This window comes from Micromonospora sp. RV43 (assembly GCF_001029515.1).
Classification (GTDB): domain Bacteria; phylum Actinomycetota; class Actinomycetes; order Mycobacteriales; family Micromonosporaceae; genus Micromonospora; species Micromonospora aurantiaca.
The window spans coordinates 1-14,481 of the sequence record NZ_LEKG01000044.1 but is presented as its reverse complement, the minus strand read 5'-3'; the positions used below and the strand labels follow the sequence as shown (position 1 = coordinate 14,481).

The window sequence follows — 14,481 nt, the reverse complement described above, 5'->3', positions numbered from 1 at the left end:
CGGCGGGTTACGATCCGGCGCGGTCACGGGGCGGTAGCTCAGCCGGTTAGAGCAGGGGACTCATAATCCCTCGGTCGCGGGTTCGAACCCCGCCCGCCCCACCATCAGAAAGAGCGCTTGACCTGCTACTTCTTGCCAGTTTTGCGATCTTTTACACTCGTTTGATGTGGCGCTTCGACACCTTCAAGCCGTCGGCGTCGAGAGCGACGATGCGGTTTCCGGCATCGCTCTTGGGCTCGTCTCCTCGATCCGGACGAGGGACGCCGATACGCTGCTCCGGTGCCGCCTCCGCCAGCTCGGGGTTCCAGTGGCGCTGCACTCTTCGAGGCTCACCCATGTCGGTCACGGTGGCCTCGTCGCCGCCTCATCGGCCGCTGTACAGCTCTGCGAGGGCCGCACGGATGGCCGGCACCGCCTCGGCGGGGTGGTGGTCGAGGGGTAGGTGCTTGATCGCCTCGTAGATCGCTTCATCGATGTCTCTGACGGTGAGGTCGTCGGGTAGGCGTTGAAACCAGCGATAGCCAGCCGGCCGCTCCGGCAATCCCACATCGCGTAGGAACGAGTTCGCGGCCTCATCGATGATCTCTTGGTCATCGGCCGTGCGCGGCTCGAAGGACGTACGCTCTCCTGCACGGTCGATGATCTTCACCTCCACTTGGTGTTGCCGGGTTTCAGGGAGCCGGGCCAGGGTGGAGGGGTCGGCGAGGTAGCCGAGCATGGCATCCCAGCCGGAAACGCTCAGCTCCCAGTACCTGCCATCAGGAGTGTGGATGGCGTGGCGGCGCTCGGTGATGTCCGGCGGTGAACCGGGGAACGGCGCGGCCGTGTCCCAGGCGTTCGGTGCGGCGCTGGTGTCGCCCATGCTGCTCCTCCGGAGGCTTGCTACGGCACGGTCCCGGCCTCCCCGGGGAGAGGTCGGGACCGTGGTCACACATCCGCATTCACCTGTGATGGTACGACTTCGGACCGGACAGGATCAGAACTTGCAGGGGTCGGCGGTCGACCCGTAACACTTGAAGCGCGCCGTCTCCAGCGGGGGCAGCGTGCGCACGGAGTAGCCGCCGGGGGTGAAGTCGGTGTTGAAGGCCGCGTAGTACGGCTTGGGGTTGACCAGGAAGTTGCCGTAGAGAGTCGAGCTGTTCCAGCGCCAGTTCGTGCCACTGATTCGGCCCGGGTAGAGAGCGTGGTCGCCGCAGTCGGCGTCCGGCCAGTTGTCGATGACCTCGTAGCAGTTGATCCAGGAGTCGCTGAAGGTCAGCGACGGGCCGTAGTCCCAGATCAGGGAGACGGTCCACCGGCCGCGCCGACCCTGGAGGCTGTTGCGGATGATCACGTCGAAACTGCCGATAACCCCGTTGCTGTCGCCGTAGGTGGCGTTGCCCTTCGTCTCGCCGATGTAGCGCGAGGCGTCGATGATCCGGTGACAGGTGCCGCTGCTCTCGCACCAGGTGTCGTAGTCGTCCGCGAGGACCGACACGGGATCGGGGGCCGGGGCGATCGTCGCGGCGACGGGCGTGTAGGTGGTGACGGGGGTGCCGTTGGGGTCACGGCGGGTGCTGGCCAGACCGGCGCTCGTGCAGACCCAATCCGGCGACTTCTGCTGCATGGCCAGCGCGATGCACGGCGCGAGCACCTTCTGAGCGCCGTCGTAGGTGTTCTTCCCGCTCGCGCCGGCCACCGCCGGAGCTTCCACCGCCGTGACGCCGAGCACGACAGCGAGAAGGCCGGCGACGATTGCGCCGCCCCTTCTGAGGCTACGGATGTTCACGCTTTCTCCTCTCACGCAAACTGCCGGTTAATGCGGTCGTGAGAATTCTTGCGACATCTAGAACGGTCAATCAATGCTTCGTCGCTTTACTGACATCCACCAACATCAATCAATATACATAAGCGGAATTGCCGCACGGGCGAGATCGGACCCGGCGGTGAAATCGCGTTCGGCCTGTTCGGTCGGCCTAGCTTCGCTCCCTCTTTTGCAACTTCGGCCACCCCAAAAAGCGATCGAACAGCTCGTTCGCACTCGGCACCTCGGCGCGCAGCTTGGCGAGGTCGTCCGCCGCATCACCCAGCGTCCCGGCCAGGTACACGAACAGGCTCACCCTGTTCCGTTCGTACTCACTCAAGAGCGCAAGCTTCGCGTCCCCACGCGGCCATGGATGGCCGCAGGCACGACACAGCCAGATCGGCCGAAGCGGCGAATGCGGCCGGCGCGTCACGACGACCACCCCGACTCCGCCAACAGCCGATGCAGTTCCCGACAGACACATCCAGGAGGCGGCTGGGCGAGGATCTGCCGAATCTGCGCTTCCTTCTTCTGCTCCCTCAGCCGACGCAGCAGGGCGTCCGTGCGGCCCCACGCGGCCAACGCACTCTCGCATCCCAACGCCACGTCACAGGCCATCCAGAACTCGCGTGGCGCGACCTGGCGCCCTACCTCGATGTTGGCGATGCTGCTGCGCGACCGCCGCACCAAGAGCGCCAACCGCTCCTGTGTCACCCCCGCCGACCGCCGCGACTCTGCCAGAGCACGCCCCGACACCCGGCGTGAGTCCGCCACCACCTCCAACGGGACCGCCTCCAGGCGCTGAGGAGCGGCGAGCGCGGCCACCACAGAAAGGGTCACCGCCGCCCACCACCCTCATGCGACAGACGACCCGGCGGCCGAGCCGGCGCGTACTCCGCAGCGCTACGCGCCGGCAGTAAGCCGGCCGTCTGCCCGTTCCTGGCTCTCCACGCCAGCAGCGTTTCGCCCGCGCGACTGAGCCGAGCACAACTGCCGTCCGGCTGGCACCGAGAGCACGCATCTCGGTGATGGAAGTCAACGACGAAACCCGCCATCATCACGGCGAAAGGGGGTTCAGGCAGCGGCGTTCCCACGTTCACCGCCGATCTCCACGTGACCGGCGGCCCGCCTGATCAGCCCGCCACATGCCACCCCGCGTCAGCAAGGGCCGATCATCCAGCAGCATTGTGGGACCGTTCCAGCCGGGCGCTGAACGGACGCGGCCGACATGTAGACCGCTACATTGCGCACGCGCCGAGCGCTCTGAGGCATCTCCGGGGTTCTGCTTGCGCCGAAACCACTTCCATCGAGGCACGTTGCTCTACCTCCCGTCGCGTCGGCCGTCTGGTCTCAGCCTGCAATCAGCGGACTACGCTCGGAAGGAGGTCGATGCTTTCAGAGGCTTTCAACAGGGGGACCCCGTGGACGACCTTGGCGCGCAGTTGCGGCAGGCTCGTACCGAGGCCGGCGCGACGCTGGCCTCGGTGGCGGCCCGCTCGTGCTACTCGGCTTCGCACCTGAGCAACGTGGAGGCAGGACGGAGGGCCGCGACCCCTGACATCGTGCTCGCCTATGCGCGGGCGCTCGGGGAGGGTGACGTGAACCGCCGACAAGTACTCGGACTCGCAGCCGGCGTCGTGGGTCCGGTCGTGGCTGGAGAACTCATCCGAGCTGGCTTCACCGCCGCACTTGATGGCCGAGGGGCCGAGGAAGACTGGCGCGAGCGGGTTGACCAGTACGGCCGGGACTACATGGCTGTAGGAGCGGCCGTTCTCCAGGTCAGACTTGCGAATGACCTCGTGATCCTTCAACAGCACCTCGACACGCCGCACATGTGGTCGCACGCCGCGCGAGCCCTGGTCACCTATGGGAAAACCACACCCAACCCGGCTGAAGCGATCCGTTGGTACGACCTAGCGGCAACGGCGGCGGACCGGTCCGACGACCTTGGAGTCCGCGTATGGGTTCGAGGCAGGGCAGCTATCGCACTCGCCTACGAAGGCGCGGCGCTTCCAACGGCCCGGCGGTACGCCGACCAGGCCCTAGCCCTGTCCGACCGGCCCTCGCTCGGCCGCGTCCAAGCCCTCATGGCCGGCGCGCACGTCGCGGCGGGGCGCGGCAACCAGGCCGGCGCGATTGCGCTTGACACCGAAGCGCGCCGCGTCTTCGATCACGTCGCGTCACCGGACGGGGAAATCTCCGACACCGCCGTTCCGCCATGGCGTATGGCGACCTTCCGTAGCATGCTGTACGCCCGCTTGGGGATGCCGGAACCTGGAAGCGAGGCTCAAGAGGAGGCCGACCGGACACGGCCGGCAGGGCTCCCGCGCTTCGCGACGCACATCGAGCTACATCGGGGGCTGACGATGGCAAAGGCCGGCGACAAGGCTGGCGGCGTCATGTACGCCCGGCGGGCTTGGGACGCGCTCCCGGCCGAGCGGCGGTCACAGAGCCTCGCGTTGATGCTGCGCGAGGTCGAGCGAGCCTGACAGCGAGGCGGAGCTCACTGCGGCTGAGAGCACTCAGCCGACCGGCGTGGGGGCCTAACGTGAGCCCGGTGTGAGCCCGGACGCCTCCGGATTGATCGTCACGGGGCTAGATGGGGAACCACGGTGAAGGGTGCCCACCAGGACGGATAGGCACCCCTCAACACGTCTTCGGACTAGCGATCACGCGGGAAATCTAACTCATAATCCCTCGGTCGCGGGTTCGAACCCCGCCCGCCCCACCACCCGTTTTCCCTGGTCGGCCATGCTGGTGGCGACCCGCACGCACCGCGTCGAGGTCCGGTCCGACGCTCTCGGTCCGCACTGAGGCCGGTCTACGACTGCGACGAGGAGATCCGTCTTACAGCGAAGTTCCTGGCGAGCCTTCCTAGGAACTTGGCGGGTCGGTTCCGTCGCACGGGACACCGATACCTAGCTGTACTTGCGCCGTCTGCCCCCGCGACCGAATTGTGAGCGGTAGGCAGGTCGCCCGCGCAACCCACGTGCCGCCGACGAAGGCCAGCCACTGAGATTGGTCGTCGACAGGTGCGCAGGCGCGCACACGGGCGCGCACGGCCGGCACCACTGACGAGCCCCATCCGAGACGCGCCCTGTCCTCCCAGCCGGATGCCACCCGAAGATCGATCACTGCGCCGCCGCGTACGACCAATCCCCATTTGGCGAACAGCCGGGCTGCCGGGTCCGGTTGCCCCGATTCCTCTGCTTGAAGCACAGGCCGGTCAGGTACCGCGACGTCCTCTCCCACGAGCCGATAACCCGCCGGCGGTTCCTGCATCGCATCCACCGATACAGTGCATGACTCCTGCCTGGCGCTCCCGTCAGTTGACGGGGACGCGCTCGGGTCAGTACCCAGAGATGCAGTTGGTGCGGGTGGTCGGGCCTCACCCTGGCCGGAACCGCTTGAGGACGTACAGGCTGCTGGCGTCACCATCAGGCAGACGCTGATCGGCCACCACAACATGCGGCTGGTCCATCGCACGCGCGTCACCTCCTGAACGGCGAGGCCTTCGACGGTTGGGGCGCGACCCGTGAAGCGTCACCGTACCGAAAGGCGGGATGCGTTCGATGCCGCCCGCCCTGCCACGCGAGACGCCCTGCTCAGCCGAGCTACCAGTACCTGCCGCAGGTCGGCTCGAGCTTGTCGACCGCGCTCTCCAGGTCGCCCGTGTCGCTCGCCACCTTCACGATCGCTTCCGCATATTCGAGCTTGGGCTTGATCGAGCGGACCTCGACGTCCTTCCGGCCTGCGGCCATGGTGAGCACCTGGAACTTCTTCCGCAGCGTGCGGTCGGTCTGCTCGCCGGCCACCCTGTTCGCCACCGCCTCGAGGTTGACCAATCGGGTGGACGCCTCCGCCCGGGCGTTGACGAGCTCGGCCTCCACTGTCGAACTGGAGGCGACCCCGACCAGGGTGATCAGCCCGGCGATGGCCTTCTCCAAGGGACCTCTGACGGTGGTGCAGGCCGCCTTGCTGCTGGCGGTGGCCACTTGCGTGGCCTTCCTGGTCGTGGGCGCGGCCGCGGGGGCCGTCGAGGACCGGGGAGTCCCCGAGGACCGTGAGGTCTGCGAGGGCTCGGGCGCGAGGCTCGGTGTGGCCGTCGGCGCCGAGGGCATGGGAGTGGGTGACTCCGTAGCGGTGCTCGCCGCCACGGCGGTGGGCGTGCCCGGCGTCTCGTCGGCGCGGCCACACGCCGAGGCGGTGAGCAGCATCGCAGCGACCGCCACGTAGAGCCCGAACCGTCGTACCGTCACGTCGTATCCCATCTCGCGATCTTGCGGGAGCGTGACGATACATGTCGGACGCAGTGGCGGCCATCAACCAGATGGACCGCCCGGGTGACAATCGCGCGCATGAGCGCTGCTGACGTCGTAACGGTTGATCTCACTTCGGATCAGCGGTTCCTGCTACGGCGCGGGTTGGCCGAGTGGGTGGCCCCGCGCATCCCACTGATGAACTCGCCCGGGTCATAAGCTTCCAGGACCGGGCGGACCTCTACCACGGCGAGGGCCGGGCCCGTCGGGAGCGCTCTACCCAACTCACGCCTGCTTCGGCATGCTGACCGGATGGAGAACCCGCACGCCTCGACGCCGTTCGCTCTGCACCTGTACTGCAGAGTCGACGTCCTGGTCACTGACGCGGAGGCTCTCACCGATCGCGCAGTGGCCGAGCTGCGAGATGCGGATGTCGAGTGGCGCACGGAAGACGACGATCTCGAATCGGCGGTCGGAGAACTGCGCGGCAGCGTCGCCGACTCTCTCGGGGCGGTGGTCGACATCAGCCGCCTGATCGAGGGAATCCCCGGAGTGGAGTTCCGAGGCGGTTGGTGCCGCGCCGAGCCGGGGCCGCCTCGGGAGATGCCTGCTCCTGGAAGCCGGCGCTCATTGCTCGGGCACGACCCGGACGATGCTGCTGCCACTGGACGTGGCGTTGCCTCCGTCGATCACTGAGGTGACCAGGTCGTAGAAGCCCGGCTTGGCATCGGGGCCGATCACGATCGTGCTGGCGGGACGCTCGCCCGGAGTGCCGGTCGGCCGGACCGGTGTCGCCGTGAAGGTGACCAGCCCCGGGACCGCCGAAGCGGCCTTGAGGTCGTCCACAGTGCCGAACGGACCCGTCAGCCGTGCGGCCAGCTCGACCTGCGGCGAGGCGGAGCCCGGCTCGTCCGGGGACTCGACGGTCCAGTGGACGGTCACGGTCTGGCCAGGCTGATACGGCTTGTCGACGTCCAGGTCCTCGCAGCAGGTGTACGTCGGCGGCACCTCCGCCACCATCTCGGACGGTTCGGCGCCGCAGGCTGCCAGCAACGGCACGGCGAGGCAGCTGAGAAGGCGCAGGCGCGGCGATTTCATGCGCGAGATCGTAGGCGTGGCGCGCCGCTGCCAGGGGGCGGCGGACAGATGCACCGCAGTCTATGGTTGCCGCGTGAACAGACGCCTGTGGGTGGTGTCGGCACTGGCCGTGACCGCGCTGCTCGCCTTGCCGGTGACCGTCGTCGGCGTCCACGCGACCCACCCGCGGGACGAGAGCGGATACCTGGCGTACCTGAAGCAGTACGGCGACCGGCGGAACGATCGGCCGCTGGCGGTGTTGCCGCCGACCGCGGATCTGGTCGCCGAGGGCGACGCGGCATGCGACTGGTTGCGCGAGCAGCCGTACGCGCTCTGGCGGCACGATCCGGAGTACCGCGAGCTTGTCGTCTACGAGCGCTATGTCCGGCAGGTCGAGAACCGCCTGCCGGCCTGGGGCGACGAGCTGCCCGACCGGCGATCGGTGACGGGAGCCGCGTGGACCCACCTCTGCCCGGCGGAGTGGGAACTACGCCAGCCCCGCCGTAACCCCTTCGCCCCCAAGCCGCCGGACTGAGCGCGCGGCCCGTCGTTCCCGGCGCCCTCGCTACATCGATCTTGGAGTTGTGGCACCTCACAAAGGCCGCGTGCGGGACATCCGAGGAGCCACAACTCCAAGATCGATGAAAGCCCGCCCGAGGCGCGGTCAACGCCCGCGGTTCGTGGCCATCCAGGCGGTTGCGAAGTCGACCAGGGTGCGCTGGCGCATCAGCCGTGCCGTCGCGCCGGCGACCTGGCCGGTCGTCGCGCCGCCTGTCGCCTCGAAGTCGGCGCCCAGCCGGTCGAAGTCGTCCTCGTCGGTGACGACGTCTGTCCACGTGGTCCACCGGCTCGTGCCGTCCGGCAGCCGTACCGCCGAGCCCGTCACCGCCCGCGGCGGCGACGCCTGCCGCCACTCCGCCAGGTGCAGCGAGGTGTTGGAGCTGTGGTCGCAGCCGAGCAGCAGCACCTTGCCGTCGAGCCGGTACACCGCGCCGAGCGGTGAGTGCTCGCCCAGCGCGTCGTCGAGGCGGTGTCCCTCCACGACGTCGGCGGCGTGCGCGCCGAGCGCGGCGAAGGACACCTGCGGGTGGTCGCTGCGGCGGGCGCCCGGCCAGGTGCGTACCGTCTCGGCGACGGCGCCCATCCACCGGCTCGGCGTGCACGCCGGGTCGAAGCCGGGCGTCTGCTCGCGGATGACCGGCCACCACGCCTCGGGTACGGGCGGATGCCGCCACTCGGCCGGGTCCGTGTTCTCCGGGGTGTGCGTCGGCACGACGAGGGTGCCCTCCGGTCCGAGCGCCGCCAACAGCGCCCGCACCACCGCCTCCGTGCCACCGGCGACGAACCCGAGACTCCGGTACGACGAGTGCAGCAGCAGAACGTCACCCGGGACGATGCCGAGCGCGCGCAGGTCGTACGCGATCGAGCTGACGGTGTGCGGTGCGGCCTGGTCCACCCGCCGCAGTGTAGGCGGGGCCGAGCCTGGACCGGGGACGGTGCCGACGCCCGCGGAAACCGTTTCGCCGATCCCGGGATAGCGGCGGTGCCTACCGGCGTCTGTCACTGGTGAACGAGGAGACGAGGGTGGTGCGGTGGACGAGGACGAGCGGGCGGTGCTGGCCGAGTTCGTGGCGAGCCGTGCCCCGGCGCTGATACGGGTCGCCTACCTGCTCACCGGTGACCGCAGCAGTGCCGAGGATCTGTTCCAGTCGGCGCTGTCGAAGATCATTCCGAAGTGGCGGAGCATCCGGCACGCCGACCCGGAGGGCTACCTCCGTGCCGTCATGTACCGGGAGCAGGTGAGCTGGTGGCGGCGGTTGCGCCGTCGTCGGGAGTCCCCGGCCGGTGTGCGGGAGCCGGTGGTGGCCGACCCGGCCGGCGGTACGGATCTCCGGCTGGCGTTGCGGGCGGCGCTGTGGGAGTTGCCGCCCGCGCAGCGCACCGTCGTGGTCCTGCGCTACTACGAGGACCTGCCGGAGGCCCAGGTCGCCGAACTGCTGGGCTGCTCGGTCGGGACGGTGCGCAGCCGGACCCACCGGGCGGTCACCCGACTGCGTCAGATCCTGCCGGACAGCGAGCTTCTGGAGATGCGGCGATGAGTGATCCGTTCGAAGGTCTGCTCCGCTCCACCCTCACCGACATCGCCGAGGAGGCACCGACTGTGCAGGACTCATTGACCAGGGCGGAACGGCGCGTGCGTAACCGTCGACGCAACACGGTGGCGGCAGGTGCGGCGGGCATCCTGGCGGTGCTGGTGATCGGGGCGCCGTTCGCCTACGCCGGCCGCGGCGACGACCCGGTGATCTCGCCGCAGCCGGGCACGAGCGCCCCGCAGCCGGACCGGACCGAGCCCGTTCCGGCCCCGCCGGGCCTGGCGTCGCCCGTCCCGGTCGGCCCGGACGGCCGGCGGATGCCGGACGGCGCGGACCCGACTCGCCCGGGCGCACCGTCGCCCGTCCCGGTAGGCCCGGAGGGCACGAGCCCGTCGGGCGGTGCGATGCCGTCGCCCGTCCCGCTGGGTCCGGAGGGCACGAGCCCGCCGGGCGGTGCGGCTCCGTCGCCCAGCCCCATCAGGCGCTGACCGTCGTACGCCGGCACCCTCCGGGCCGGTGCGAGGGCCGGGCCCGCCCCGACCGTGGCGGGCCCGGCCCTCGGCGCGGTCAGTCCATGCGGGTACGCCCGACCGATCCGAGCCGGGTGGAGACGGCCCTACCGACGTTCGGCGTCACTCCCACGGCGGGGCGTGCCGGTTCACGTAGTCGCGGGCGCGGGGGAGCGGATCACCCCAGTACTGGTGTGGCATGCGGGAGAAGTGCTCCCGGCAGAAGGTGGCGAGATCGTCGACGATCGCGATCCGCTCCAGGGGGCGCCGTTCGAACTCCCGGTTGGCCGCGAGCAGATCCGCCTCCGGGTTCCAGCCGGCGTGGTCGAACGCCCGGTCCGCCCAGGTCGCGTACACGTGGAAGACCTGGCTCTGACCCGCGAACCGCAACCCCGCGAGACCGATCGGCCGATCCGGGTAGGTGTCCCGGCACACCCAGGCCAGGATGTGGCAGGCCCCGGCGGCGAAGAACGGCTGGTCGGCGCGATCCCAGGCGAGTCGCTGGTCGGCCCGCTCCTGCGGCGTACGCCGGAAGACGCCCGCTGCCGTCACTGCCACAGGCGCACCCTAGCCGAGCGCAGCGCTGCCGTGCACGACGACGGACGGCACGACATGCACCTGCACGCCCGCGTCCGCGGGCGAAGATCGGGCTCGGCATGCCGGTGAGCCAGCGCGCGGCGGCCCAGGCCAGCGCCGCCGCAAGTCCGGCCTGCACGGCGAGTACGGACTTGATCCGCAGCTGTTGCATCCGGTCCCGCCCGGCGGCCCGGCCGCGCTCGTTCACGCGTTCCCACGCCTCGTCGAACCGTTCCGCGTCCAGGCCGGCGCGCCGCGACGACCCCCGCCGGCCGCCGCGCCCCGCACGCTGCCCGGTCACCGCCGGCGGCTACCCGCAAAAGCCGCCGCCATTCCCGGCCTCCGTCGAGGTCAGCCGCCCGGTTCGAGGTACGCGGCCAGGTGCGCCAGCGAGGACGCGATGCCCTCCTCGTGCACCCTCTGGTCGATGCCCGGCGGCACACCGGTGGCGGTGACCGTCACAGCGGTGCCGTCGCCGGCCGCCGTGAGGTGCCAGGTCATGGTCATGGTGCCCGCGTACGCCGGGTCGTCGGCCTGGAACACGGCCGTCTGCACCACCCGGCGTGCCGGTACGAGTTCGGCGAACCCGACGTCGACCACGTCCGTCGCGTCCGACGTTTTGCCGGGGCTGCCAGCCGGGTCGAGGTAGGTGAGCACCATCCGGAACCCGCCGCCCGGCCGTGGATCCCAGCGCTCGATCCGCCCGCGCATCCCGTCCGGCGGCAACCACGCCTCCAGGGCGGCCCGGTCGACGAGCGCGTCGTACACCGCCGCCGGTGGCGCGGCGATCGTCCTGCTGCCCCGATCGATCCTGCTCACCCCCCAACCCTAGGCCCGCACCCTCCCGCCCGCGGGTGCTCCTCGTCGATCTTGGAGTTGTGGTCGTGAACGAATGCGGCTGAGACGGGCGATTCAGGCGCCACAAGTCCAAGATCGGCGGGGAGCGGGAGCGGGGCGCGCCCGGTACGCTGCCGCGAATGCCGGTACGACAACACCTCCACGACTCGCTGCTGCTCGGTGACGACGACACCCCGCTGGCCCGAATGCGGCTGCGGGACGACGACGGCACCGCGGTCGCGGCCGACGTCCGGCCGCTGCCCGAGGCGCCGCTCACCCGGCTCGTCGCGCAGGTGCGGCGCGACCTCGCCGGGCACCGGCTGGAGACGCCGGACGAGGCGCTGGCGGCGGCACTGGTGGCCGACGGGCTCAAGCTGGACCGGGCCGCCACCGACATGCGACACGACCTGACCGGCGTACCCGAACCGGTGGCACTGCCGGACGGCTGGTCGCTCGGCGCCCCCGGCTGGGACGACGACCTCGCCGAAGGGCTGGACGCGGCGTACGGCCCGGACCACCCGGACGGCCGCTGGCAGCCGAGCGACACCGAAGAGGTACGGGCGATGTTCGACACCGGCGAGCCGGTGCCACCCCTGGTGCCCGCCTCGGCCCGGCTGATCGACCCGGACGGCCGCAGCGCCGGGCACGTGCTGTGCGCCGGGCCGGTGCCGTGGACCGACGACGACTGCGTCTGGATCCTCAACCTGGGTGTGGCGCCCCGCGCACAGCGGCGCGGGTTCGGCCGGGCGCTGCTCGTGCACGCGTTGCGCGGCGCGCGGGAGGTCGGGCTGCCGTCAGTCGGCCTGTCGGTGGTCGACGGCAACCCGGCCCGCCGCATGTACGACGCGGCAGGCTTCCGCGCCCTCACCCGGGTGCTCACGGTCCGGATCCCCGACGCGTAGCCCGCTCGATGCGTCCCGAGGTGGCGAACCGAGTACGCGTGCTCATTCGCCCTGCCCGCCGGCCGGGCAGGATCGAATGCGTGACAACGAGACGTACGCTGCTCGGCGGTCTGCTCCTGGCGCTGGCCACGGCCGGTGCCTGGGTGGCCTGGCTGAGCTGGGAGTCCGGCTGGACCGTGGACCCGCAGACCGGCGACATGAGTGGGCCGTACGCGGTCTGGCAGGTCGCCGCCGCGGTGCTGACCCTGGGCGCGCTGGCCGCGGTAGGCGGCTGGTGGCTGAACATCTGGCTGGTGGCAACGGTGATGACAGTGGCGTTCACCGTCCCGTGGGCGGTGCACGCCGCCTCGACCGACGACACCGGCCTGTGGGCGGTCGGGGCGGCGCTGGTGGCCATCGGCACGACCATCGGGACGACGCTGGTCGGCGGCGCCGCCGGGTGGCTGCGCCGCCGGACCGCGTGACGACCGTCGTCAGTCGCGGTTCAGGCGTTCGGCGTACGCGTCGCGCAGCTCCGCCCAGCCGAAGTCCTTCGCCTCCGCGCCCCGGATCGGGCCGACCGGGTCGCCGTCGAGCAGATGGGCGGCGACGTCCAGGCAGAGGTGCCAGCCGGCGGCAGTCATCGGGGCGAGGTCGGGCCGGCCGACCCGGTGCCGCAGCGTGAGCGTGGTGCCGTCGCCGGTCGGGGCCAGCTCCCAGCGGAGCAGGTCGTCGCCCCAGGTGTACTCCAGCAGGTGCGGCCGGTCCGCGCGCAGCACCCGGGCCGGCGCCGGGTGGGCCTGCTCGCCGTCGACGGTGCTGAGCACGGCGTCACCGGTGCGGCCCAGGTCGCGGTCGGCCAGGAACGGCGCCCACGCGGCGAGCTGATCCGGGTCGGTGAGCGCGGCCCACACCGTCTCCGGCGGGTGCCGCAGGTCGCGGACGAAGACCAGGTCCCACCTGTCGTTCGCGGGTTCCAGATTCACCCGGGCGAGCGGGCCGGGACGGAACGTGTCGCGGTCCATCTGTCACTCCTGACTGTCGAGATGGCGTTCCAGGGCGTCGAGATGCGCGGTCCACATCGACCGGTACGGCCCGAGCCAGTCGTCGACTGCGCGTAGCGGCGCCACGTCGACCCGGTAGATCCGCCGCTGCGCCGCCGTACGGCAGGTGACCAGGCCGGCGTCGCGGAGCACCCGCAGGTGCTTGGAGACCGCCGGCTGGCTCATGCCCAGCGCGTCCACCAGCTCGCCGACACTGCTCTCCGCCCGGCGCAGCCGGTCCAGGATGCGGCGCCGGGAGGGCTCGGCCAGGACGGTGAAGGCGTCGACGGTCACTCTTGTAATATGCCTTATCGGTTATATGCCTGGCAAGGAATGGCAGGTCGCGCCGCCCCGGCCCGGCGGGCTCCATATGCTCGGGGGATGGAACTGCGGATCTTCACCGAGCCCCAGCAGGGGGCCACATACGACCAGCTCCTCGCCGTGGCCCGCCGCGCGGAGGAGACCGGCTTCGCCGCGTTCTTCCGCTCCGACCACTACCTGAAGATGGGCTCGGTGAGCGGCGACCCCGGCCCGACCGACGCGTGGACCACGCTCGCCGGGCTGGCCCGCGACACCACCCGGATCCGGCTCGGCACGCTCATGACAGCCGCCACGTTCCGGCTGCCGGGCCCGCTGGCGATCACCGTGGCGCAGGTCGACCAGATGAGCGGCGGTCGGGTCGAGCTGGGCATCGGCACCGGCTGGTACGCCGAGGAGCACTCCGCGTACGGCATCCCGTTCCCGTCGCTGGGGGAGCGGTTCGACCGGCTGGAGGAACAGCTCGCCGTCATCACCGGGCTCTGGTCCACCCCGGCGGGCTCCACGTTCGACTTCCCCGGCACGTACTACCCGGTCAGCGACTCGCCAGCGCTGCCCAAGCCGGTGCAGCGCCCGCGCCCGCCGATCCTGCTCGGCGGCATGGGACCGAAGCGCACACCCCGCCTGGCCGCCCGGTACGCCGACGAGTTCAACCTGCCGTTCGCCTCGGTCGAGGACACCGTCGCGCAGTTCGGGCGGGTACGCGACGCGTGCGCCCGGATCGACCGCGACCCGTCCACGATGACCTGGTCCAACGCGCTCGTGCTCTGCTGCGGCCGCAACGAGGCCGAGGTGAAGCGCCGCGCCGAGGCGATCGGGCGCGACCCGGCCGAGCTGCGCGCCAACGGCGCCGCCGGCACGCCCGCCGAGGTGGTCGACACGCTCGGCCGGTACGCCGAGGCGGGCAGCTCGCGCGCCTACCTCCAGGTGCTCGACGTGAGCGACCTGGACCACCTGGAGCTGGTAGCTGCCGAGGTGATGCCCAAGATCTGACCCGGGCTCGCCCCGCCGCCCCGGCCGTCCCCGTCGATCTTGGAGTTGTGGCACCTGACAAGCCTCGCCTGAGCGACAATCCGGGCGCCACAACTCCAAGATCGACGGGGAC

The 14,481-nt window shown here is 70.7% G+C and carries 21 protein-coding genes and 1 tRNA gene; 10 read left to right on the top strand and 12 right to left on the bottom strand.

The window, feature by feature from the left end:
- Positions 1–27 precede the first annotated feature (27 nt).
- A tRNA-Ile gene (locus ABD52_RS13545) sits at positions 28–104 on the top strand.
- 47 nt (positions 105–151) lie between these two features.
- On the opposite strand, the gene ABD52_RS39065 is transcribed toward ABD52_RS13545, so the two are convergent.
- The 5 genes from ABD52_RS39065 to ABD52_RS37455 all read right to left on the bottom strand — a co-directional run bounded on the left by ABD52_RS39065 (position 152) and on the right by ABD52_RS37455 (position 2,623).
- Positions 152–346: a hypothetical protein gene (locus ABD52_RS39065; RefSeq protein WP_145754824.1), complete on the bottom strand. Its 195-nt coding sequence runs from the start codon at positions 344–346 to the stop codon at positions 152–154.
- An 18-nt stretch (positions 347–364) separates the two neighbouring features.
- Positions 365–862 (bottom strand): DUF5956 family protein, encoded by a 498-nt coding sequence (locus ABD52_RS13540; protein ID WP_047892043.1) that lies wholly within the window; start codon positions 860–862, stop codon positions 365–367.
- Positions 863–976: 114 nt separating this feature from the next.
- The gene (locus tag ABD52_RS13535) at positions 977–1,768 is read right to left on the bottom strand and encodes a hypothetical protein (RefSeq protein ID WP_145754821.1); all 792 of its coding nucleotides are present in this window, start codon (positions 1,766–1,768) and stop codon (positions 977–979) included.
- Between the two features lie 187 nt (positions 1,769–1,955).
- Positions 1,956–2,216, bottom strand: a complete 261-nt coding sequence (locus ABD52_RS41585; protein ID WP_082171285.1) for a hypothetical protein — start codon at positions 2,214–2,216, stop codon at positions 1,956–1,958.
- Positions 2,213–2,623 (bottom strand): helix-turn-helix transcriptional regulator, encoded by a 411-nt coding sequence (locus ABD52_RS37455; protein ID WP_053065373.1) that lies wholly within the window; start codon positions 2,621–2,623, stop codon positions 2,213–2,215. Before ABD52_RS37455 ends, ABD52_RS41585 begins: the two co-directional genes overlap by 4 nt.
- 581 nt (positions 2,624–3,204) lie before the next feature.
- Here ABD52_RS37455 and ABD52_RS13520 point away from each other — a divergent pair.
- Positions 3,205–4,272, top strand: coding sequence for a helix-turn-helix domain-containing protein (locus tag ABD52_RS13520; RefSeq protein ID WP_047892040.1), 1,068 nt, complete (start codon positions 3,205–3,207; stop codon positions 4,270–4,272).
- 1,125 nt (positions 4,273–5,397) lie between these two features.
- Here ABD52_RS13520 and ABD52_RS40795 read toward each other — a convergent pair.
- Positions 5,398–5,778 (bottom strand): hypothetical protein, encoded by a 381-nt coding sequence (locus ABD52_RS40795; protein WP_235437462.1) that lies wholly within the window; start codon positions 5,776–5,778, stop codon positions 5,398–5,400.
- Between the two features lie 4 nt (positions 5,779–5,782).
- Between ABD52_RS40795 and ABD52_RS40790 the strand changes: the two genes are divergently transcribed.
- Together ABD52_RS40790 and ABD52_RS38245 are read left to right on the top strand one after the other, a co-directional pair.
- Positions 5,783–6,019 (top strand): hypothetical protein, encoded by a 237-nt coding sequence (locus ABD52_RS40790; RefSeq protein WP_235437461.1) that lies wholly within the window; start codon positions 5,783–5,785, stop codon positions 6,017–6,019.
- A gap of 335 nt (positions 6,020–6,354) precedes the next feature.
- Positions 6,355–6,738, top strand: coding sequence for a hypothetical protein (locus ABD52_RS38245; protein ID WP_186461613.1), 384 nt, complete (start codon positions 6,355–6,357; stop codon positions 6,736–6,738).
- Here the strand turns inward: ABD52_RS38245 and ABD52_RS13510 are convergent.
- Complete coding sequence (locus ABD52_RS13510; protein WP_235437460.1) at positions 6,670–7,194, bottom strand: hypothetical protein; 525 nt, start codon at positions 7,192–7,194, stop codon at positions 6,670–6,672. The genes ABD52_RS38245 and ABD52_RS13510 overlap by 69 nt on opposite strands.
- A 19-nt stretch (positions 7,195–7,213) precedes the next feature.
- Here ABD52_RS13510 and ABD52_RS13505 point away from each other — a divergent pair, with 19 nt between their 5' ends.
- Positions 7,214–7,654 carry a hypothetical protein gene (locus tag ABD52_RS13505; protein WP_235437459.1) on the top strand — a complete coding sequence of 147 codons (441 nt, stop codon included), beginning with the start codon at positions 7,214–7,216 and terminating at the stop codon, positions 7,652–7,654.
- A 129-nt stretch (positions 7,655–7,783) separates the two neighbouring features.
- Here the strand turns inward: ABD52_RS13505 and ABD52_RS13500 are convergent, their stop codons facing one another.
- The gene (locus tag ABD52_RS13500) at positions 7,784–8,575 is read right to left on the bottom strand and encodes an aminoglycoside N(3)-acetyltransferase (protein ID WP_047892037.1); all 792 of its coding nucleotides are present in this window, start codon (positions 8,573–8,575) and stop codon (positions 7,784–7,786) included.
- 136 nt (positions 8,576–8,711) lie between these two features.
- Between ABD52_RS13500 and ABD52_RS13495 the strand changes: the two genes are divergently transcribed.
- A complete protein-coding gene (locus ABD52_RS13495) occupies positions 8,712–9,218 on the top strand; it encodes a SigE family RNA polymerase sigma factor (RefSeq protein WP_013475583.1) in 507 nt (168 codons plus the stop codon).
- Positions 9,215–9,700 (top strand): hypothetical protein, encoded by a 486-nt coding sequence (locus ABD52_RS13490; protein ID WP_047892036.1) that lies wholly within the window; start codon positions 9,215–9,217, stop codon positions 9,698–9,700. Before ABD52_RS13495 ends, ABD52_RS13490 begins: the two co-directional genes overlap by 4 nt.
- Positions 9,701–9,844: 144 nt before the next feature.
- On the opposite strand, the gene ABD52_RS13485 is transcribed toward ABD52_RS13490, so the two are convergent.
- A complete protein-coding gene (locus ABD52_RS13485) occupies positions 9,845–10,279 on the bottom strand; it encodes a hypothetical protein (protein ID WP_047892035.1) in 435 nt (144 codons plus the stop codon).
- A gap of 369 nt (positions 10,280–10,648) precedes the next feature.
- Entirely contained in the window at positions 10,649–11,116 is a 468-nt protein-coding gene (locus tag ABD52_RS13480) for an SRPBCC family protein (RefSeq protein WP_047892034.1), read from the bottom strand.
- 158 nt (positions 11,117–11,274) lie between these two features.
- Here ABD52_RS13480 and ABD52_RS13475 point away from each other — a divergent pair, with 158 nt between their 5' ends.
- Together ABD52_RS13475 and ABD52_RS13470 are read left to right on the top strand one after the other, a co-directional pair.
- Positions 11,275–12,036, top strand: a complete 762-nt coding sequence (locus ABD52_RS13475; protein ID WP_047892033.1) for a GNAT family N-acetyltransferase — start codon at positions 11,275–11,277, stop codon at positions 12,034–12,036.
- Between the two features lie 80 nt (positions 12,037–12,116).
- A complete protein-coding gene (locus ABD52_RS13470) occupies positions 12,117–12,500 on the top strand; it encodes a hypothetical protein (RefSeq protein WP_013287882.1) in 384 nt (127 codons plus the stop codon).
- 9 nt (positions 12,501–12,509) lie between these two features.
- Here ABD52_RS13470 and ABD52_RS13465 read toward each other — a convergent pair whose 3' ends face one another.
- Together ABD52_RS13465 and ABD52_RS13460 are read right to left on the bottom strand one after the other, a co-directional pair.
- Positions 12,510–13,040, bottom strand: a complete 531-nt coding sequence (locus ABD52_RS13465) for an SRPBCC family protein (RefSeq protein WP_047892032.1) — start codon at positions 13,038–13,040, stop codon at positions 12,510–12,512.
- A gap of 3 nt (positions 13,041–13,043) precedes the next feature.
- Complete coding sequence (locus ABD52_RS13460; protein WP_013475589.1) at positions 13,044–13,352, bottom strand: metalloregulator ArsR/SmtB family transcription factor; 309 nt, start codon at positions 13,350–13,352, stop codon at positions 13,044–13,046.
- Positions 13,353–13,439: 87 nt separating this feature from the next.
- Here ABD52_RS13460 and ABD52_RS13455 point away from each other — a divergent pair, with 87 nt between their 5' ends.
- Positions 13,440–14,369, top strand: a complete 930-nt coding sequence (locus ABD52_RS13455) for an LLM class F420-dependent oxidoreductase (protein ID WP_047892031.1) — start codon at positions 13,440–13,442, stop codon at positions 14,367–14,369.
- Positions 14,370–14,481: the final 112 nt, after the last annotated feature.